Source organism: Xylanibacter oryzae DSM 17970, assembly GCF_000585355.1.
Lineage (GTDB): Bacteria > Bacteroidota > Bacteroidia > Bacteroidales > Bacteroidaceae > Prevotella > Prevotella oryzae.
Map to the genome: position 1 here is coordinate 1042322 of NZ_KK073873.1, position 21029 is coordinate 1063350.

Consider the following 21029-nt stretch of genomic DNA (forward strand, 5'->3'; position numbering starts at 1 on the left):
TTTTGTGAAAATACTTTGAAGTTTGGCTTTTTCTTTTGATAATACAAGTAAAAAGATTAAATTTGCATCTGTAAAAATCTAAAGACATGATTCATATTACAGGTATTCTAATTGCCATATGTTCTTTTATAATAATAGGTATATTCCACCCTATTGTGATTAAAACAGAATATTATACCGGAACACGCTTTTGGTGGGTTTTTCTGGTATTAGGTATTGCAACTATAATAATAGCATTGTTTATAGCTGAAACTATATTATCTTCTATACTTGGAGTATTAGGAGCTACGATGTTATGGACAATTAAAGAGCTATTTGAACAACGTGAAAGAGTTAAAAAAGGTTGGTTCCCCAAAAATCCGAAACGTGAAAAAGAATATTAACAATGAAAACAGTTCTTATTCTTGTTGGCAAAACAATAAACAAACATTTTATTGCTAATATAGACGACTACGTTTCACGTATAAGCCACTATATGCCATTTGAGGTTGTTACAATTCCAGAAATTAAAAACTCAAAAAATCTCACAGAACAACAGCAAAAAGAGAATGAGGGTTCACTGATATTAAACAAAATACAACAATCAGATTATGTTGTATTATTAGATGAGCATGGTGATGAGTTAAGAAGCTTAAATTTTGCAAATTGGCTTCAGAAAAAACAATCCATAGTCCGTAGGTTAGTATTCATCATTGGTGGACCATACGGTTTTTCAAGTGATATGTATGCTAGAGCAAATGAAAAACTTTCTCTCTCTAAAATGACATTCTCACACCAAATGGTCAGACTTATTTTTATTGAACAATTATATAGAGCCTGTACTATAATTAAAGGAGAACCGTATCATCATGAATAAACTGCAACAATATATACTAAAATGAGAATTACTAATATAACACTAAAACAATGAAAATCAAACTTTTTATCGTATGCACATTATTCCCAATAATGGCAGCAGCTCAATCGTTTGAGTTTGACATGACAAAACCACAACCAATCTACAATGACTCAAAAGGTTTTGGCTACGATGTATTGCCTGCACCTGGTAAAAGTGTAAAGCCATTTTACTTTTCTGTTAAAGTACCAGATGGAAATTACAAAATAACAGTTATTTTGGGTTCTAAGAAGAGAGCTGCGCAAACGGTTGTAAGAGCCGAAAGTCGTAGACTTTTCGTAGAAGACTCTGAAACTAAAAAGAGTAAATACCAAACTTATCAATTTGTCGTTAATAAGCGCTCACCACGTATTAACGATCAAGAGGTAGTTAAAATTAAGCCAAGAGAAAAAAACTATCTAAATTGGGACGACAAACTTACTCTTGAATTTAATGGTAAAGCCCCTGCTGTGAAAAAGATATTAATTGAACGTGATAATGTAGCACCTACAATTTTTCTATGCGGAAATTCAACAGTAGTAGATCAAAATGAAGAACCATGGGCCAGTTGGGGGCAAATGATACCAAGATGGTTTAATGAGAATATTGCTATATCTAACCAAGCTGAAAGTGGACTCACTGCAGGTTCTTTTTTATCATCAAATCGCCTAGATAAAATTTTGTCAATGCTAAAAAGAGGAGATTATGTTATATGCGAATTTGGTCATAATGACCAAAAAGAACATCAGGCCGGTGATGGAGCGTGGTACAACTTTTCACGCAATCTTAAAATTTTTATTGATAAAGTTCGGGCTGCAGGAGGAACTATTATTTTTGTAACACCGACACAAAGGAGATTCTTTGATGAAACACATACTAAAATATTAGAAACTCACGGAGACTATCCAGCAGCAATGGTTTCTGTAGCAAAACGTGAAGGTGTACAAATAATTGATTTGCACAGTATGACACGTACATTTTTTGAGACATTAGGTTATGAAAATAGTAAGAGGGCGCTAGTACATTATCCGGCAAATACATTCCCCGGACAAAAAATCGCTCTTGAAGATAACACCCATTTTAATCCATTTGGAGCATATGAAGTGGCAAAAATGGTTATTATGGGAATGAAAAAATTGAATTTGCCTATTTTACAAAATCTGCGTAGTGATTTTAAAGATTTTGATCCTTCAAGACCGGATGATTTCAAGACTTTTAAGTGGTACCCAGCTATATTAAGTGGTACAGTAAAACCAGATGGCAATTAATAAGTAAAAATAATATTTTAAGATTATATTGATGAAAAAAAATATACTAATTATTTCTGCGATTATTTGTATCGCACTATCGGCTTCAGCACAGACATGGCCTTCACAGTCTATGCAGACAAAACCAGGCTCGCGTTGGTGGTGGTTAGGCTCTGCTTTAACACAAAAAGACGTATCATGGAATATGCAACAGTATTCTTTACATGGAATTGGTACTCTTGAAATAACACCTTTATATGGAGTCCAAGATAATGATAAAAATAACATATCTTTTCTTTCACCTCAATGGATGCAAATGCTTAAATACATTGAGCAAGAAGGCTTAAAAGACTCTATTGAAATAGACATGAACTGCGGTACTGGATGGCCATTTGGAGGTCCAACAGTACCTATAAATGAAGCTGCATGCAAGATGGTCTACAATGATTTGATCGTTAATGATAAAGATTGTAAGAATCTTGACATAAATATTAAAGATGAAAAAGAACGTAATTATGCTTCTTTAGAGCGAGTGATGGCATATCCAATTGAAGTTAAAAAATATAAAGGGCCAGCAGCTATTAATATTACCGAATTTTCAAAAGATGGAAAACTAAACTGGAAAGCACCTAAAAAGGGAACTTGGAGAATTATCTCTTTATATGCATCTCGTACTCTCCAGAAAGTAAAACGTGCCGCTCCTGGTGGAGAAGGATATGTTATTGACCACTTTGATAGTCTAGCAGTAGCACATTACTTGGACAGATTTGAAAAGGCATTTGATAATAATAATGTCCCCTACCCTCATACTTTTTTTAATGACTCTTACGAAGTATACAAAGCAGATTGGACACCCACTCTATTGAAAGAATTTGAAAAGCGTAGAGGCTATAAATTAGAGGATCATCTACCAGAACTTTTAGGAGATATAAAAGATGATAATAAAGTATTAAGCGATTATCGTGAAACTTTATCTGATCTGCTTATTAATAATTTTACAAGCCAGTGGACAGCATGGGCACATTCACATGGTGTAATAACACGTAATCAAGCACATGGATCACCTGCTAATTTGATAGATACTTACGCTGCAGTAGATATACCAGAAATAGAGGGATTTGGCCTCACTGATTTTGGCATTAAAGGTTTGCGAAAAGATACTGGTAATACACGACCTAATTATTCAGATTTGTCTATGTTAAAGTATGCACCTAGTGCTTCACATATTACTGGAAAACAATTAACAAGTAGTGAAACCTTTACATGGCTTACTGAGCACTTTCGTACATCTTTATCTCAATGTAAACCAGATATGGATTTAATGTTTGTTGCTGGTGTAAACCATATGTTTTTCCATGGGACTTGTTATACTCCCCAAAATGACCCTTGGCCAGGATGGAAATTCTATGCATCAATAGATATGTCACCGACAAATAGTATATGGAGAGATGCACCGTATTTTATGCAATACATTAATAGATGTCAGAGTTTCCTGCAATGGGGAGAACCTGATAATGACTTTTTGGTATATCTTCCAGTAAGAGATATGTGGAGAGAACGTAGTAAAGAGTTCTTGATGCAATTTAGTATAGAGACGATGGCTAAGAGAGCTCCTGAATTTATAAAAAGTATACTTAATCTAAATAATTTAGGATACGATTGTGACTATATTAGTGATAAATATTTGCTTTCTACGGATTATATTAATGGAATGTTACAAACTGCTGCAGGTACTAGATATAAAGGATTAATTGTACCTGCTAAGATATTGCCTTCTGATGTTGAAGCTCATATTGAAAAACTGAAGATTCAAGGGGCTCATATAATATATGGATGCGATAATAAAGAAGAGTTAGAACAATCTGCACGCCCTGAAGTTATGAAAACAGAATTGGGGCTAAAGACTATAAGAAGAAGGAACGACAAAGGATACCATTATTTTATATCAAACCTAACTCCAAATGATGTAAATAGTTATGTCGATTTAGCAATCAATTTTAATTGTGCAATGTGGTTCAACCCAATTAATGGTGAACAATATGCTGCAGAAATAAATGATGGTAAAGTAAAAATTGTTTTGAAGTCTGGCGAATCATTAATATTGGAAACTTTTGATAAACCAACAAGCATAAATCTTCCAATAAGAAAGACTCAGATGACTAATCCTCGAGAAATAAACAAAGGTTGGAAATTGAGCTTTATTGAGGAACATCCAGTAGTTAATAAAACTTTCAAAATAGACTCTTTACGCACTTGGGAAACTTTGGAAGATGATAGTGTTAAAGAAACCATGGGCACTGGCGTATATACTACTACAATAAATATGTCTAAAATAGAAGCTAATAAAAATTATGCAATTGATCTCGGAGACGTTCGTGAGAGTGCAAGAGTATACATTAATGGAAATTTCATTGGTTGTGCATGGTCAGTTCCATTTATATTAAATTGCAAAAAAGCATTTAAGGCTGGAATAAATACGCTTCGAATAGAAGTTACAAACCTTCCGGCCAATCGTATAGCAGCAATGGACAGAAAAGGTATAAAATGGCGAAAATTCAATGAGATTAATTTTGTTGACATCAACTATAAAAAGACATCTTATGCAGATTGGCAACCCGTAAAAAGTGGTTTGAACGGGAAAGTAATATTATACGAACTTAAATAAATACAAGGAGGCGAACTTAAATAGTGCGCCTCTTTTATTTTATTATTTGTATCAAAATTATTATTATTAGTGACTTTTATAAATAAAAAACTTGTACTAGGGTCTTGTTAAAGACAAAATGTATATCTTTGCAACACAAACAATGGCTTTTATTTATCATAGCTATATTATGCATAATCAAGAAAATAAATAACAATGGAAAAGACATGGAGATGGTTCGGTAAAAACGATAAGATAACATTACCGATGCTAAAGCAAATTGGAGTTGAAGGAATAGTAACAGCTTTACACGAAGTTCCGAATGGTGAAATATGGACACGTGAAAAAATTAAAGATTTACGCGAATATATTGAAAGTTATGGTATGCGTTGGTCTGTTGTAGAAAGTCTACCTGTATGCGAAAGTATTAAATATGCTGGAGAAGATAGAGATGAACTAATTGCTAAATATAAGATAAGTCTTAAAAATTTAAGTCTTGAAGGCATTCATACCGTATGTTACAACTTTATGCCGGTTTTAGATTGGGCTCGTACTGATCTTGAACATGAAAATGAAAACGGGACAAGTAACCTTTATTTCAGTCACTCACAGTTTGCCTATTTTGACTGTTATATATTAAAAAGGGAAAATGCAGAAAAAGATTATTCAGCTGAAATCATGGAAGAGGTGGAAAAAATGAAAGTCCAAATGACTGCTGAAGAAAATCATAAACTGGTAGACACAATTATAGTGAAGACTCAAGGATTTGTCAATGGAAATATAAAAGAAAATGATGAGCATCCTGTAGAGCTTTTTCGCCAGCTGTTAAACTTATACAAGGGTGTTACAAAAAATCAGCTACGTGAAAATTTACGTTATTTCCTTTCTGAAATTATGCCGGTCTGTGACGAGTTCGACATGAATATGTGTGTACATCCAGACGATCCACCATTTTCTATTCTTGGGCTACCTCGCATAGTAACTTGTGATGATGATATAAACTGGTTCTTGAATGCCGTTGATAACCCTCACAATGGACTAACTTTCTGTGCTGGTTCACTTAGTGCAGGAGCTCATAATAATGTTGTTGATTTGGCACGTAAGTATGCATCACGTACATGGTTCGTACATATGCGTTCATGTAAAGTTTTTAATAATGGTGATTTCACTGAAGCATCTCATTTAGGAGGACGTGCAGATCTTATAGAATTAGCACGTATATTTGAAAAGCAAAATCCCAAACTGCCTATGAGAGTTGATCATGGACCAACGATGTTAGGTGATGAGAATCGCGGATATAATGCGGGATATTCTTTTTTGGGAAGAATGTTTGCAATGGGACAAGTGCAAGGTATTCTTGCAACCGTAGATAGAGAATTAAATATCAATTAATTTTAATATAATATGAACGAATTGTTTAATATAAAAGATTACGTAGTTGTAATCACAGGCGGAACAGGTGTTTTAGGGCGTTGTATAGGAAAATATCTTGCATTAAACGGAGCAAAAGTTATAATCCTTGGACGAAAAGAAGAAATTGGAAAAACGATTGTTGAAAATATAAAAAAATCAGGGGGTGTGGCTGAATTTCTAAAAACGGATGTTATGGATAAAGAAATTTTGCAACAGAATTGTGATTATATCATAGAGAGATACGGCCGTATTGATACATTGCTTAATGCTGCTGGCGGTAATATGCCGGGTGCAGTTATTTCACCTGACCAAAGTATTTTCGACCTTAAATCAGACGAATTTCAGAAAGTACTTAACCTAAACCTTACTGGTACTGTTTTGCCAACTCAGATTTTCCTTAAGCCTATGGTAAAACAAAATAAAGGTTCTATCATAAATTTTTCATCAATGGCTGCTTTTCGGCCGATGACTCGTGTTTGTGGATATGCTGCAGCTAAAGCTGGAATAAGTAATTTTACCGCCTTCATGGGTACCGAAGTCGCTAAAAAGTTTAGTGAAAATATACGTGTAAACGCAATTGCTCCTGGCTTTTTTATAACAGAACAAAATCGCGATTTACTCACTAATCCTGATGGAACTTATACAGAACGCGGTAATGATGTAATACGGCAAACTCCATTTGGAAGAATGGGTGAACCAGAAGAACTATGTGGCACTATACATTATTTAATGAGTGATGCTGCTAAATTTGTTACAGGAACTGTAGCTGTAGTTGATGGAGGTTTCAACGCATTTGCAATGTAATTTATTCATTATATAAAAAATATGGCTCTCGATTACCGAGAGCCATATTTTTTGCGTAAACCTTTACGTTTCTTTTAGTGCATTTTTTTTTCAGTTATTGAATATAAATTGTACCTTTGCAATAAATAAAAATATACTGATAAAAACATATCAAAAAATGGAAAAACTTAAAGATCTTAACAAAAGAACTGCTCCTAAGAGTGTTATGCCTGAAAAGGTTATACAATTCGGCGAAGGTAATTTTCTTCGTGCGTTTGTAGACTGGATAATTTGGAATATGAATCAGAAAACTGATTTTAATGGTTCTGTGGTAGTAGTTCAACCTATTGAAAAAGGTATGGTTGACTGGTTGAATGGGCAAGATTGCCTTTATCATGTAAACCTTCAAGGACTTGACGGAGGAAAACCAGTAAACAGCCTTACACGTATTGATGTAATAAGCCGTGCCCTTAATCCATATTCACAAAATGCTGCTTTCATGGCATTAGCAGATCAGCCAGAAATTCGTTTTGTTATTTCTAACACAACAGAGGCTGGTATAGCTTTTAATCCTGAATGCAAACTAGAAGACGCTCCTGCTTCATCATATCCAGGTAAACTAACTCAGTTGCTGTATCGCCGTTACCAAACATTTAATGGTGATCCTACAAAGGGACTTATAATATTTCCATGCGAATTGATTTTCTTAAATGGTCATCATCTTAAGGACTGCATCGAAAAGTATATTGAATTATGGAAACTTCCTGAAGGTTTCAAAAAATGGTTTGAAGAATGCTGTGGTGTATACGCAACATTAGTTGACCGTATAGTTCCAGGATTTCCACGCAAAGAAATTAAAGATATACAACAAAAGATAAGCTATGCAGACAATCTAGTTGTTCAAGCAGAGATTTTCCATCTATGGGTTATCGAAGCTCCTAAAGAGATTGCAAAGGAATTTCCTGCTGACAAAGCTGGTTTACATGTATTGTTTGTACCATCAGAAGCTCCATATCATGAGAGAAAGGTAACTCTACTGAATGGGCCACACACAGTATTGAGTCCCGTTGCTTTTCTAAGCGGAATCAACATTGTAAGAGATGCATGTAAAGATCCATTTGTGGGCAAATATATACATAAAGTTCAATTTGAAGAGTTAATGGAAACTTTAAATCTACCAAAAGAAGAACTAGAAAAATTTGCCGGTGACGTACTTGAACGCTTTATGAATCCATTTGTAGATCATCAAGTTACAAGTATAATGCTAAATTCTTTCCCTAAATATCAAACACGAGATCTTCCAGGAGTAAAAACATATTTGGAACGTAAAGGAGTGCTTCCTGAAGGCTTAGTTTTTGGTTTGGCAGCTATAATAACATACTATAAAGGTGGAAAACGCGCAGACGGGACAGAAATAGTTCCTAATGATGCAGAAGATATTATGGAGCTACTCAAAAATCTATGGGCTACAGGTGATACTCAAAAAGTTACAGACGGTGTACTATCTGCAACATCTATTTGGGGTGAAGACATAAATAAAATTAAAGGACTTAACGCACTTGTGAAAAAAGACTTAGACTTGATCCAGTCTGTTGGCATGCTTGAGGCTGTGAAAACTATTCTATAATAATATTTAAATCCCTCTCATATATATGAGAGGGATTCTTTTTGTTTTTTATCCTAATAGTATTTTTATCAAGATGAATATAAAAAATACTTTGCAGTTTTATGCAGATAAATATGAGAATGAAGAATTTTTAAAAGATGACCCAAGTTGGTTTATGCATCAGGTTGAAGGTTCTTCTAATCAAGAGATATTTGCATTTATAGCATCTTGTCTCAGCTACGGTAGTAGGAAACAATTTTTTCCTAAAATACAATTCATTATTGATAAATCCGACGGAGATGTACTAAACTGGATAAGAAATGGTTCTTTTGAGGAAGATATCCCAGATAACGAAAATTGTTATTATAGATTATACAATAATCATATTATGAATCAATTTCTTCATGCGCTTAAAGATTTAATTGAAGAATACGGAACATTAAGAGAGTATATTAAGAAAAATGCCAATGATGGATATACAGCCGTTACTGCTATAACAAATTATTTTAATAAAAAAGATATTCAAACAATTATACCTAAAGACACTTCATCAGCATGCAAAAGAGTTTGTATGTATCTCAGATGGATGGTAAGAGATCATAGTGAAGTAGACTTAGGACTTTGGAAAGATTTAATAGATAAACGGACTTTAATTATGCCACTTGACACGCATGTTTTACAAGAATCATGTAAACTTGGTCTGCTAAAGAGTAAAACAACTAGTATGGGCGCTGCTAAAAAACTGTCAGCAATGATGCTAGATATATTTCCTACAGATCCGCTTAAAGGAGATTTTGCATTATTTGGATATGGGGTTAACCATTAATTATTCCACATAATCCAATTTGATAACAATAACTCTAAATTTTTGATTTTTCTTATTAGTAATTACTTTCGCAATATGCCAGTCTTCTGGAAAGAAGAGAAAAAATTTAGAAACAGATGAATTATAAAATCGAGCCTTATCTGCATTATAAAAATAGTGAATCACATCAGGCTTATATTTACAACTAGGCTTACTTGTTTCATGTTCTATTATTCCAAATCCTTCAATACCGCTTACCGTATACTGTAAATCAACATGATGATAATGACTCTCACTTTGGCGTTTGTCAAGTGCTTCATTAAAGTCATCCTGAACACTCGCAATAAGATTAGTCCCTTCTATTTTATAGTTACCCTTAGGCATATTAAGCAAGTCATTTTTTGCCAACCAAGAGAAGGCAGCATTCCACTCTTGCTTATTTTTTTGGAATTGAGAATAAAACTCAACCGCATTAACGGTCTTATGAGGTGATGATGCAAAAAAACCATTACGCCAAGCACCACTTTTTACCCATTTTTTAGCCGTCTTAACAAGGGCTTTATCATTGCAAGACTTAGTATATATGCTCTTTAAGTCATTCTTTGCAGAAAGTCCTAATGAGAATAAGAAGATAAGTGATAGACATATATATTTTTTCATGATTCAATTGTTTTAGCGATTTTTATGTTTAATGTACCATGGATGTACAAATAAGTTATATATAAGTAAAGAAAAAACTATAAGTACTATACATGAAAATAAAAGTAAATGTATATCTTTCGCAAAAAAAGTAAAGCCTAAGAAAAGCCCAGCAGCAAGTCCAGTTTCCCAAGCCAGTATATATGTACTCTGGCTCGTCCCACGCTGACAATGCTTGCTTAGTTTTATAAAGAAGAGCAAAAATCTTGAACCGATTATACCGATACCAAATCCTACAAACAAGGGTGCCATATATGACACAATCACCTGCTTACGTGTAAGCATAAGCAATAATGCAACTCCGATAAGAATCAGTCCTGTTACTACTTCACTTTTTAGTTCAGCATTTTCAAAAACAAATTTTTGCGAAATTAATGCTATAGAAAATCCAGCCATAATCATTCCATAAAACACATAAGAAAATTGGACTGTAAACAGAAGTCCTATTACTGAAGTTGTTATAGCGAGATTTATAAACAACCAAAAGCCTTGTGGTAACAAGAATCTATCAAGACTACATATACTTATATTATTGCTATCAGTCTTAAATGGAACATGGATCATTTTCACTAACATGATTGCCACCAAAGCACAAAAGATAGAACCTACAAATACGCCGCCAATACTAAAGTACTTATATACTATCAAAGAAAATATTGGTCCAAGTGACAATGCAAAACGCGAAAACCATGTTGCAGAATAATTTGCTTCTGTACGTTGAAAAGATTCACTAGTATCAATTATTAATGTGCTTGCAAGCACCATCTGGGCTAGTCCAAAGAAAGCGCCAAGCAAGAATCTCATTATAAACAGAATATGCCAATTCTGATTTATTTCTGCATTACTCTGCGTATAAAACATTATGCAAAGGCATAATATCATACCAAAAACAGACAAAATATAAACATTATTCCGTCTGAATTTCTGCACTAAATAAGAACAGAATGTTCCAAATAAAAAAAGTCCAAGACCGAATACACCAATTGTATTTCCAATAATAAAATTAGAAAGCCCATTTTCTCTCATCCAAAGGGGGAAAGCAGGCAATAACATATACACCGAGATTGTAAGCAACATATTAGATGCTGCCATAAACCAAAAGTCTTTACGCCATAACTTTATGTGAATCGGTGTATTCTGACTATTCATTAATATGATTCTTTCTCGTTTGGAAAATCTGAACTTTTTACATCACGCACATAATTGCCAATTGCATCGGTCATGATAGAATTCAAATCAGCATATCTACGGAGAAATTTTGGAGAAAAACCATTATTTTTCCCAAGCATATCGTCTACGACAAGGATCTGTCCATCAGTACCATTACCTGCACCTATACCAATTGTTGGTATAGCTATTTCGTTAGAAACTATAGTGGCTAATTTTGCAGGTACTTTTTCTAATGTTATTGAAAAACAACCGACCTCTTCAAGAGCTTTTGCATCTGAAATAAGTTTTTCTGCCTCAGCATCATCCTTGGCGCGTACAGCGTATGTACCAAATTTGTTGATGCTCTGTGGAGTTAATCCGAGATGTCCCATAACAGGTATACCTGCATCAAGAATCATTTTTACCGTATCAAGTATTTCAATTCCACCTTCCATTTTCAAGGCATCACATCCGCTTTCTTTAATAATACGCATAGCGTTTTTAACACCGTCTATACAGCCTGCTTGATAGCTACCAAAAGGCATATCACATACTACCAAGGCTCTTTTTACTGCACGAACAACTGAGCGTGCGTGATAAATCATCTGTTCTATAGTTATTGGCAATGTCGTTGCATTACCAGCCATTACATTCGAAGCAGAATCACCTATTAGAATACCATCTATTCCAGCTTGGTCAACTATGCCAGCCGTAGTATAATCATATGATGTAAGCATAGATATTTTTTCACCTTTATGCTTCATCTCAATAAAACGATGCGTTGTAATTTTATGCGCATCATCAACTATATATCCACTCATTATAAGATAACATTTAAAAAATTTGGCGCAAAGTTACTGCTTTTTAATGAATTGAGGTAATTATATCGCAAGTTTTTTCGTAGTCAACCTCTTTATAGTCGTCCATTACAGCATCTGCAAATTCAGATATACTATCAGCTGAGTTCGTTGTAGATAATCCAACTACGGTCATTTTTGCAGCCCTACCCGACTTAAGACCATTAAAACTATCCTCAAAGACAATACACTCATCTTGCTTTAATCCAAATATTTTTGCTGCATTAATATAGCATTGTGGATCTGGCTTACTTTTTGTAAAGTCATCCGCTGTTAATATAGCATCAAAAATGGATTTAAATTCAGGATGTGTTTTATACACAGCCTGCATCTTTTTATCATTTGAGCTAGTTACTACGGCTGTTTTTATTCCTTTATATCTCAAGTCGCGAACATACTTTTCAAAACCTGGAATGTATTCGAAGCTCATATTTTGTTCGAATTTATCTAAACGTGCAGTAATAATTTTCTGTTCATCCTTCAATTCTTTATCAAAATATTTCTTATAAATCTGTGTTAGTGTTTGTCCTTTTATTTTCTGTTCCAGCGCAGGTTGATCAGGATGATACAACTTACATTGGCTACCCCAAAACACTGTATATTGTGGCTCAGTATCAAAAACAACACCGTCCAAGTCAAATAAAGCCGCTTTAAACATTTGTCTCTATTATAATTACATTATACAATTCTTACTGATGTTGTTCTCTCAATAGGTCGTTTACAGTTTTCACCGGATTAAATGTATCCAAAGGAACCTCTACAAAGACGGTATTCCAATCACTCATAGCTCCATTCCATAATCCAGGAAGTTCAAGTGCCTTAAGTTCTTTGCCATTTTTGCTCTTGCTACTTATAAATCCAGTTGTCTTATCCACAAAATCAGGCAAAGTAAAAGCATTACCTCTATAATCTTTAACTGCACATACAAGATCTACGGGATTAAAATGTGTTCCATCTGTAAACATCTTCATGTATTTAGGATTACTTTTATCAATCTGACTACTTTCTAATATCTGCAGACTTACAGTTCCATCCTGATTGTAAGTAAGGAATGGACCACCTCCAGGTTCACCAATATTTTTCACGACACCACATACACGCATAGGTCTATTAAGCTTTTTACGAAGATATATGACAAGCATTGTATCCTCCAGCTCTTTTAGATCATCATTGCGACAACATAAATCATGCTGAACGAACCTTATTATTTCTCCCAATTGAATGTGAGTGTATGATCCTGTATCAAGAAGCTGAAGATATTCAAAAGCCTTCTTTTGTAATTCTACCAAAACGCCTGCTATTACTTGTTTGTATTCAACAGTTTCATGTTTTAATCTATCAGGAACAACATTATCTATGTTCTTAATAAAAATAACATCTGCATCTATCTCATTTAGATTTTCTATCAGTGCACCATGCCCACCCGGACGAAACAAAAGTTTGCCATCATCAGTCCTAAAAGGTGTATTATCCGGATTAGCAGCAAGTGTATCTGTACTTGTTTTCTGCTCAGAAAATGATATATTATATCTTATACCAAACTTTTTGGCATATATATCAGCTTTTTCTACTACTTTCTTTTTGAAAAGTTCTATATGTTCATGACTTACCGTAAAGTGTACATTAACCTCTCCATTACTAGCTGCATACATAGCACCCTCTACTAAATGTTCTTCCATCGAAGTACGGACGCCATCATCATACTTATGAAAAAGCAATAGACCCTTCGGTAACTGTCCGTAATTGAGTCCTTTTTCTTCAAGCATATTGGTTACAACTTTTTTGTATTCACCATCAGCAATAAGTTGTTTTATACCTTTTCCTTCATTCCTAACGCATGCATCATTAAGAGCATCGTAATAGGCAAACTTTTCTATATTTTTAAAATATTGTTTTTCAAAATCTGTTGTTGGTACATTATAATCAGCATTCATGAAAGCAAATATATCCTTAAACATCCTGCTTGCTGCACCACTGGCAGGAACAAATTTCACAATTTTGTGTCCTTCCTTTTTGTAGGCATTCCAAGCGTGTTCATAATATTTGCGTTTATCTTCATCAGTCTTCACAATCCCTCTGCCAATACTCGCTGCAGCTTCTAGCTTAAGAAACGGGAAACCCTTCTTAAAATCGTTCAACTGTGTCTTAATCTGCTCATTAGAGATACCCTTTAGAGAGATTTGTTTTAGATCTTCTTTTGATAACATAATTGTGGTATATTTAATTAATACGATACAAATATAGCTACTTTTTACAAAAAACGCAATTAAATAATCAGAAAAGTGTATCTTTGCAGTATAAAATTTAGATGTATGGAGGATAAATTTGAATTTTCAGCAGAAGAGAGATCACTTACATTGCAACTGCTAAAGCAATTAAGAGATAAAATAGGTAAAACACTCAAACCAGATGATGAACTTAAATTGCGTCATCATCTTATATACGCTATTCAGAACAATCAAATTAAACGAAATATCTTTGGTTTAAATCCTATATTATTAGGACTGCAAACAGCACTAATAATGGTTGATGAGATTGGGCTTAAACGAGATGCAATAATTGCCTTATTATTATACCAAATAGTCCAGAATGGAAAAGCTGATATAGAAGAAGTAAGGAAAACTTTTGGTGAAGGTGTTTGGCATATCATACATGGACTTATACGTATTAGTGAACTATATGAAAAAAATCCGGTAATAGAGAGTGATAATTTTCGTAATCTGCTTTTATCTTTTGCCGAGGATATGAGAGTTATCCTTATAATGATTGCTGATCGTGTCAATCTTATGAGACAGATTAAGAACACATCTTGCAAAGATGCCCAATACGAAGTGTCTGAAGAAGCCGCTTATCTATATGCTCCGCTAGCTCATAAACTTGGTCTTTATAAATTGAAAAGCGAATTAGAAGATCTCAGTTTAAAGTATATGGAGCATGATGCTTATTACATGATAAAGGAGAATCTTAATGCAACAAAGAAGGATCGCGACGAATATATAGACAATTTCATAAAACCTATAAATAATAAATTAACTGAGGCAGGACTAAAATTTCATATGAAGGGCCGCACAAAAAGCATTCATTCTATCTGGCAAAAGATGAAAAAACAAAAATGCGGTTTTGATGGCATCTATGATTTATTCGCTATCCGTATTATACTTGATTCACCAATAGAGCAGGAAAAGAAACAATGCTGGTTAGTATATTCGATAGTGACAGATATGTATCAGCCTAATCCAAAACGTTTGCGCGACTGGTTATCTATACCGAAATCTAACGGTTATGAAAGTCTGCACATTACTGTGCTTGGTCCTGAAAACAAGTGGGTAGAAGTACAAATACGTACAGAGAGAATGGATGAAGTTGCAGAACGTGGATTGGCTGCTCATTGGCGTTATAAAGGGCTTAAAGGTGAAAGCGGACTCGATGACTGGTTAAACAATATCCGCAATGCCCTTGAAACTAATGATGACATGCTACTTATGGATCAATTTAAGATGGATCTATATGAAGATGAGGTTTTTGTATTCACTCCCAAAGGTGATCTATACAAATTTCCCAAAGGGGCAACTGTGCTTGATTTTGCATATCACATACATTCTAACGTTGGCAACCGTTGTACTGGTGCACGAATTAATAATAAGATTGTACCATTCAGAGAAGTTCTGCATAGTGGTGATCAGGTCGAGATTCTTACGAACAACAATCAAAAACCTAAACAAGATTGGATAAATATAGTTAAGACATCACGGGCTAAAAGCAAAATTCGTCTTGCGATAAAAGAGACTACCATAAAAGATGGTGCCTATGCAAAGGAACTTCTCGAGAGGAAATTCAAAAATCGTAAGATCGATTATGATGATAGTATCATGGCACATCTCATTAAAAAGTTAGGTTTTAAAGAGGTAAGCGAATTCTACAAACAGATTGCAGATGAAATTCTTGATGTTAATACTGTTATAGAGAAATATGTAGAGGTAAAGAATCATCAGGAAAATCCTACCGGCAGTCAATCCCCAACACGTAGTGCAGAAGAGTTCAACTATGAGATTCCTGAATCAGATATAACAAAGAACAACGATGATGTACTTGTAATAGATCAAGACCTCAAAGGAATTGATTTTCAATTGGCAAAATGCTGCCATCCAATATATGGAGATAGTATTTTTGGGTTTGTCACTGTTAGTGGTGGCATAAAAATACATCGTTCAGACTGCCCTAATGCATCTGAACTACGTAAACGTTTTGGCTATCGAATAGTTAAAGCCCGCTGGAGCGGCAAAGGTAGCTCACAATATAGCATAACACTCCGTGTAATAGGCAATGACGATATTGGTATTGTCAACAATATAACAAGTGTAATGAGCAAAGACGACTCTATAACGCTACGTTCAATCAATATAGATAGTCATGATGGACTTTTCAGTGGGAATATATCAGTACAACTTAATAATACTGTTAAGATGGAAGCTCTCATCAAGAAACTTCGGACTATTAAAGGCGTAAAACAGGTCGTAAGAATATAAAATAAAACATACCAATGCTTAACGATCTTATGACCCTACCCCATTTATAGCATTGATTGTTTAAGTTTACGATTGTGCTACGGCTGAACTTTTGTTCTCTGTTCTTTTTATTTTTTCAACCTCAACCTCACTAATATGGCGTAAAAAACTGTATTACAGATTATTATGCGAGTGAGGTTTAGTGAGGTTTCTAACTAAACCTCACTCGTGTAAAGGAGCATTATAGACGATAACCTTTTGTATTAGCAAAGCATAAATAGCTAAAAGCAAAACAACTTGTTTTGATAGACAAATCAACTTATTTTGCTCAACAAAACAAGTTGATTTATCTTGTTATCTTAATGCTTTTTCATAGCTGACACATTACTATTTTTGAAACATATTTTATTATACATATAATTGATGTAATATATTGATATGCTGACATATAGATGTTTTACAATAATTTTATTTTGATATGTATCGACATACTTTTCCTGTTATTATTATACGAGTGAGGTTTAGTTAGAAACCTCACTAAACCTCACTCGTGTAATAATCTGTAATACAGTTTTTTACGCCATATTAGTGAGGTTGAGGTTAAAAAAATGTTTTTATTTTCTTTTCCATTTAATATATTAAGTACACACAACTTACTAGTTAAGGTCATTATTAGTTTATACAAATACCTAATATAGATTAGAAAAACTTATTTTCAGAAAAAAGAAAAGCATAAAATAAAATCACAGCAAGGTATGCCTTGCTGTGATAAATAAATGTCTTATTTATGTGCTATAAAACGGTTGCACTTATTCAGAACTATACAAACAGTGTCATACTTAGAAAGTATATCCTAATGTGAACAACATCTGACTACGCTTATTGCTTACTTTTATTGCATTACAAATATTGTTATCATCAGATGAATCACCACTAGTTGTATCTGCATAGTAACTCATAAATGGATAGAACTCTCCATTTGTCTGGCTATATTGATATGCTAAGTCAAAATTCCAGCTTTTGTATTTATAGCCTAATCCACATGTGATACGATTAGTAGCCTTCCAGTTAGTATAATCAGTTGCAGAACTGTAATATGAGCCCGGTGAATTTAATGTGCCATCCTTAAATCCATCCAAATTATACATTGGAGAAACATAATTGTAACCAAAACGTACAGCAAATGATGGATCTGGTTTAAATTCAACACCTAGTTTCACAGTAGACACCCCTTTTAAAGTCCTGCTTATGTGATTATTCATAACATTATCACTTGAACTATTTTCGTAAGAGTATCCATAATCCCAATCATAACTTGTACCAGTATTGATACGCATATCACAGCTACTATAATCAGCATATTCATAAGTTGCACCTAGAGCAAGGAAGTTGCCGATAGTATGACCAAGGCTTACGCCAAATTTCCATGGAGTATAGAATTTGAAATCATAACTTTCTGCCATATCTGCATTGTTATTAATGTTATTTGCACCATTATTATATGAAAATTTAGCATAGTACTGAGAATAGTTACTTGTAGTTAAATCATACCATGTTGGTGTCTGAACATATACTCCAATTCGGAACGGTGAAGATTCTATAGGTCTAAATATTGCACCAAGTTTAAGATCAAAACCAGTACCTGTAATTTTACGCAAGTCAGATATACCTATTTCGCCACTGCCATTCATGTTTTCAAAATATTCACTATATCCTCTGTAATGAACATCATGCAAACCTGCTGTAACACCAAGATACACACGATCATTAATATTTCCACTTATGTTAAAATCATACTCACCAATATATCCAGTATTTGCTCTCGAAAAATCATACTCAGTTGCAGGATAATTGTAATATTTGCCATCACTGCCTTTTAGTAAATTGCTCATATAAAAGTTGTCCAATTGATTGTATGTTGGATCGTCTTTAGTTGCAAATACGTTATGTTTGTATTTTTCATACGTCAGTTTATTCTGCGAAGCATTATTCAGAGCTCCGGAGGCAGAAAGTACCTCATCAAAATTTTTGCTCTTATGATAATTAAAACCAAAGTTCAGATAAGACTTTTGGCCTGTTCTCATAGCATACACAAATCCTAACTGATCGAAACTCATGTTAGTTTGCTTACCTTTTTCAAAACTTTTGCCATCTTGCTGTGAGACAAATCCAAAGCTACCGTTTACAGTATTATGACGAAATAATCCAAGTCCGGCAGGGTTTGTGTTTATTGTAGATAAATCCGCTCCTAAAGCTTCCATTGCACCACCCATACCAACATAACGCGCAGTACCGTTAAGATCTTCGTTGGCCAACTTAGCATTTTCGTAAGTCTCTTGTGCCGCTGCAGGCATTACCATAAATATTGCTGCAACTATTAATATATTTTTTTTCATAATTCGTATTAATATAAATTGTTGTATAATAATTATATCATTCTCTGTCTTTTTTACCTGCGGCCACCGCCAAAGTGACCTCCACCTCCTCCGCCAGAGAAGCCTCCACCTCCTCCACCAGAATGACCGCCACTAAATCCGCCACCTCTGCTACCACCAAAACTGGAATTATTACTCGGTTCGCTAAAAGAACGACTTGGATTACCATTATTAGTGTTGGTATTGAAATGAGATCTACTTCCAAAACCTGTAGAGCTATTATATGATCCAGAATGCCCACGTGAGCCACCAAAACCACTACCTCCAAAATATGAACGGCTATTATTGAATGTACCTCCACCATAAGAATGGTTACGAGTACCAGTAGGGCCATTCACATAAGTAACAGAAGGTCCATACCAACCTCTATATCCATAATACCATGGATCATAATAGCCACCATAAGACCCATAGTACCAAGGATCATAGTAACCATAATATCCTGTATACCAAGGGTCATACCATCCCCAACGGTTCCAGTATCTTCCGCCTAAGAATCCATAGAAATAAGGGTCGTAGTATCCGTAATAACCATCATATAGTCCCATTCGACGAGTATAATAATAATCGTTATCATCAAGATATTCATCATTATTAAAATACGTTCCGGAACCAGGATACACATTCACTGTATCAGCCGGAAAGCCTCCAACCCCACCATGGAATTCTATGACATCATTTCCTAATGAATCTGAACCAATCTTTTGATAATAGCTTTTAAGTTTGCCATGCCGATTGTATTCATCTACATTTCGATTACAACCACTGTAGTATGACTTATTAGAATTATTATTGTAAGAGTTTGTTATTTCGCCCCCCTTCTTTGGTATAAAGTAGAGGTCATCGTCCTGAGCCATAAGTGTTAATGGCATCACTCCCGCAAGGACTGTTAGAAGAATTAATTTTCTCATAATTATATTCCTTTTTAGTTATTCTTTATTCCATGGTGCAAAAATATATTTTTTTGCTATGCAAAAGTAAGGAAAAACCCTAAACAGGTGTAGGGTTTTACCTATTTTTTGTAAATTTGCGCCATAATTTAACAAGTTATGAAATACTTAAAGGTAGATTTTAACATTAAGCACACATATGCTGATGTTTTCAACATGCAAGATGCACGCGACTTGATAGCTGCAATTACAGGTGAGATTGGTTTTGAATCTTTTGAAGATTCAGAAAATGGTCTAATTGGTTATGTACAAGAATCGTTATTCAACTTAGTTGAATTAAAGATTGCTATAGATGATTTTCCAATTGATGGAGTAGAAATTTCTTTCAATACAACCGAAGCTGAGTATAAGAACTGGAACAGTGAATGGGAGGAAAAAGGTTATGAACCAATAATAATTGATGATAGATGCATTGTACATGACACAAAGCACCCTTCTATCAAAAAGTATCCTATAGATATAACTATTGATGCCAAACAAACTTTCGGAACAGGTACACATCAGACGACCCGAATGATAATAAGACAACTTATAAATATGAATTTGAACGGTAAAGCGTTATTGGATTGCGGATGTGGGACTGGTATATTATCTTTTACCGGTATAATGTGTGGTGCAGCATCTGCTGTTGGTTATGATATAGATGAATGGAGTACTGTTAATGCGAAGCATAATGCTAAAATAAATAAGGTAAAAGGTTTTAATGTCTTGCTGGGAGATTCATCTCTGTTAAGTAATAAGATAACAGGACCATACGATGTCGTCATTGCTAACATAAATCGTAATATCCTTCAGGCAGACATGCCTTCCTTTGTGTCGGTCATGAATCATAAAGCAAAATTGATACTTAGCGGCTTCTATGAAAAAGATGCAAAGTTGCTTGAAACACAGGCAGAAACACTAGGCATGAAATTGGATTGTAAAAATATAGATGACAATTGGTGCTGTATTGTACTGGAAAAGTTATAACTTTTATACCATTTCTGTATTTTTGGTATAAATTAGTCACTCAAACGAAAAAAATTATTATCTTTGCATCTCGAATAAGGAGGTAACAAAAAT

At 34.2% G+C, this 21029-nt stretch carries 17 protein-coding genes; 10 read left to right on the forward strand and 7 right to left on the reverse strand.

Features of this window, described 5'->3' with window-relative positions; translation table 11 throughout:
* The first annotated feature begins 86 nt into the window (after nt 1–86).
* The 8 genes from XYLOR_RS04315 (at nt 87) to XYLOR_RS04350 (ending at nt 9393) form a co-directional block, all read left to right on the forward strand.
* Nucleotides 87–383, forward strand: coding sequence for a DUF4491 family protein (locus XYLOR_RS04315; protein ID WP_036877290.1), 297 nt, complete (start codon nt 87–89; stop codon nt 381–383).
* Between the two features lie 2 nt (nt 384–385).
* Entirely contained in the window at nt 386–856 is a 471-nt protein-coding gene (rlmH, locus tag XYLOR_RS04320; RefSeq protein ID WP_036877291.1) for a 23S rRNA (pseudouridine(1915)-N(3))-methyltransferase RlmH, read from the forward strand.
* Nucleotides 857–906: 50 nt separating this feature from the next.
* A complete protein-coding gene (locus tag XYLOR_RS04325; RefSeq protein WP_154655663.1) occupies nt 907–2142 on the forward strand; it encodes a rhamnogalacturonan acetylesterase in 1236 nt (411 codons plus the stop codon).
* Nucleotides 2143–2173: 31 nt separating this feature from the next.
* The gene (locus tag XYLOR_RS04330) at nt 2174–4786 is read left to right on the forward strand and encodes a glycosyl hydrolase (RefSeq protein ID WP_036877292.1); all 2613 of its coding nucleotides are present in this window, start codon (nt 2174–2176) and stop codon (nt 4784–4786) included.
* Between the two features lie 195 nt (nt 4787–4981).
* Complete coding sequence (gene uxuA, locus XYLOR_RS04335) at nt 4982–6157, forward strand: mannonate dehydratase (RefSeq protein ID WP_036877293.1); 1176 nt, start codon at nt 4982–4984, stop codon at nt 6155–6157.
* 12 nt (nt 6158–6169) lie between these two features.
* Complete coding sequence (locus XYLOR_RS04340) at nt 6170–6982, forward strand: SDR family oxidoreductase (RefSeq protein ID WP_036877295.1); 813 nt, start codon at nt 6170–6172, stop codon at nt 6980–6982.
* Between the two features lie 157 nt (nt 6983–7139).
* Nucleotides 7140–8588 carry a tagaturonate reductase gene (locus XYLOR_RS04345; protein ID WP_036880677.1) on the forward strand — a complete coding sequence of 483 codons (1449 nt, stop codon included), beginning with the start codon at nt 7140–7142 and terminating at the stop codon, nt 8586–8588.
* 73 nt (nt 8589–8661) lie between these two features.
* The gene (locus tag XYLOR_RS04350) at nt 8662–9393 is read left to right on the forward strand and encodes a TIGR02757 family protein (protein ID WP_036877298.1); all 732 of its coding nucleotides are present in this window, start codon (nt 8662–8664) and stop codon (nt 9391–9393) included.
* On the opposite strand, the gene XYLOR_RS04355 is transcribed toward XYLOR_RS04350, so the two are convergent.
* From XYLOR_RS04355 to XYLOR_RS04375, 5 genes are read right to left on the reverse strand one after another with little or no spacing between them, the layout of a single operon-like run.
* Nucleotides 9394–10032 (reverse strand): NanQ anomerase/TabA/YiaL family protein, encoded by a 639-nt coding sequence (locus XYLOR_RS04355; RefSeq protein WP_036877299.1) that lies wholly within the window; start codon nt 10030–10032, stop codon nt 9394–9396.
* Between the two features lie 12 nt (nt 10033–10044).
* Nucleotides 10045–11220, reverse strand: coding sequence for an MFS transporter (locus XYLOR_RS04360; protein ID WP_036877301.1), 1176 nt, complete (start codon nt 11218–11220; stop codon nt 10045–10047).
* Nucleotides 11220–12041, reverse strand: a complete 822-nt coding sequence (panB, locus tag XYLOR_RS04365) for a 3-methyl-2-oxobutanoate hydroxymethyltransferase (RefSeq protein ID WP_036877304.1) — start codon at nt 12039–12041, stop codon at nt 11220–11222. The genes XYLOR_RS04360 and panB overlap by 1 nt, the downstream gene beginning before the upstream one ends.
* A 43-nt stretch (nt 12042–12084) precedes the next feature.
* Nucleotides 12085–12735 carry an HAD family hydrolase gene (locus tag XYLOR_RS04370; protein WP_036877306.1) on the reverse strand — a complete coding sequence of 217 codons (651 nt, stop codon included), beginning with the start codon at nt 12733–12735 and terminating at the stop codon, nt 12085–12087.
* Between the two features lie 31 nt (nt 12736–12766).
* Nucleotides 12767–14284 (reverse strand): DUF4301 family protein, encoded by a 1518-nt coding sequence (locus tag XYLOR_RS04375; protein ID WP_036877309.1) that lies wholly within the window; start codon nt 14282–14284, stop codon nt 12767–12769.
* Between the two features lie 105 nt (nt 14285–14389).
* Here XYLOR_RS04375 and XYLOR_RS04380 point away from each other — a divergent pair, with 105 nt between their 5' ends.
* Nucleotides 14390–16603: a RelA/SpoT family protein gene (locus XYLOR_RS04380; RefSeq protein WP_036877312.1), complete on the forward strand. Its 2214-nt coding sequence runs from the start codon at nt 14390–14392 to the stop codon at nt 16601–16603.
* A gap of 818 nt (nt 16604–17421) precedes the next feature.
* On the opposite strand, the gene XYLOR_RS04385 is transcribed toward XYLOR_RS04380, so the two are convergent.
* Together XYLOR_RS04385 and XYLOR_RS04390 are read right to left on the reverse strand one after the other, a co-directional pair.
* On the reverse strand, nt 17422–18978 hold the full coding sequence (locus tag XYLOR_RS04385; RefSeq protein ID WP_051508863.1) for an OmpP1/FadL family transporter: 1557 nt from the start codon (nt 18976–18978) through the stop codon (nt 17422–17424).
* A gap of 53 nt (nt 18979–19031) precedes the next feature.
* A complete protein-coding gene (locus XYLOR_RS04390) occupies nt 19032–19928 on the reverse strand; it encodes a hypothetical protein (RefSeq protein WP_036877315.1) in 897 nt (298 codons plus the stop codon).
* 138 nt (nt 19929–20066) lie between these two features.
* On the opposite strand from XYLOR_RS04390, the gene prmA reads away from it, so the two are divergent.
* The gene (gene prmA / locus XYLOR_RS04395; protein ID WP_036877318.1) at nt 20067–20936 is read left to right on the forward strand and encodes a 50S ribosomal protein L11 methyltransferase; all 870 of its coding nucleotides are present in this window, start codon (nt 20067–20069) and stop codon (nt 20934–20936) included.
* Nucleotides 20937–21029 lie beyond the last annotated feature (93 nt).

Bases quoted from the DNA above. Each gene is read 5' to 3' on its own strand.
- XYLOR_RS04315 (WP_036877290.1), top strand. From the start codon at position 87: ATGATTCATATTACAGGTATTCTAATTGCCATATGTTCTTTTATAATA.
- rlmH (WP_036877291.1), top strand. From the start codon at position 386: ATGAAAACAGTTCTTATTCTTGTTGGCAAAACAATAAACAAACATTTT.
- XYLOR_RS04325 (WP_154655663.1), top strand. From the start codon at position 907: ATGAAAATCAAACTTTTTATCGTATGCACATTATTCCCAATAATGGCA.
- XYLOR_RS04330 (WP_036877292.1), top strand. From the start codon at position 2,174: ATGAAAAAAAATATACTAATTATTTCTGCGATTATTTGTATCGCACTA.
- uxuA (WP_036877293.1), top strand. From the start codon at position 4,982: ATGGAAAAGACATGGAGATGGTTCGGTAAAAACGATAAGATAACATTA.
- XYLOR_RS04340 (WP_036877295.1), top strand. From the start codon at position 6,170: ATGAACGAATTGTTTAATATAAAAGATTACGTAGTTGTAATCACAGGC.
- XYLOR_RS04345 (WP_036880677.1), top strand. From the start codon at position 7,140: ATGGAAAAACTTAAAGATCTTAACAAAAGAACTGCTCCTAAGAGTGTT.
- XYLOR_RS04350 (WP_036877298.1), top strand. From the start codon at position 8,662: ATGAATATAAAAAATACTTTGCAGTTTTATGCAGATAAATATGAGAAT.
- XYLOR_RS04355 (WP_036877299.1), bottom strand. From the start codon at position 10,032: ATGAAAAAATATATATGTCTATCACTTATCTTCTTATTCTCATTAGGA.
- XYLOR_RS04360 (WP_036877301.1), bottom strand. From the start codon at position 11,220: ATGAATAGTCAGAATACACCGATTCACATAAAGTTATGGCGTAAAGAC.
- panB (WP_036877304.1), bottom strand. From the start codon at position 12,041: ATGAGTGGATATATAGTTGATGATGCGCATAAAATTACAACGCATCGT.
- XYLOR_RS04370 (WP_036877306.1), bottom strand. From the start codon at position 12,735: ATGTTTAAAGCGGCTTTATTTGACTTGGACGGTGTTGTTTTTGATACT.
- XYLOR_RS04375 (WP_036877309.1), bottom strand. From the start codon at position 14,284: ATGTTATCAAAAGAAGATCTAAAACAAATCTCTCTAAAGGGTATCTCT.
- XYLOR_RS04380 (WP_036877312.1), top strand. From the start codon at position 14,390: ATGGAGGATAAATTTGAATTTTCAGCAGAAGAGAGATCACTTACATTG.
- XYLOR_RS04385 (WP_051508863.1), bottom strand. From the start codon at position 18,978: ATGAAAAAAAATATATTAATAGTTGCAGCAATATTTATGGTAATGCCT.
- XYLOR_RS04390 (WP_036877315.1), bottom strand. From the start codon at position 19,928: ATGAGAAAATTAATTCTTCTAACAGTCCTTGCGGGAGTGATGCCATTA.
- prmA (WP_036877318.1), top strand. From the start codon at position 20,067: ATGAAATACTTAAAGGTAGATTTTAACATTAAGCACACATATGCTGAT.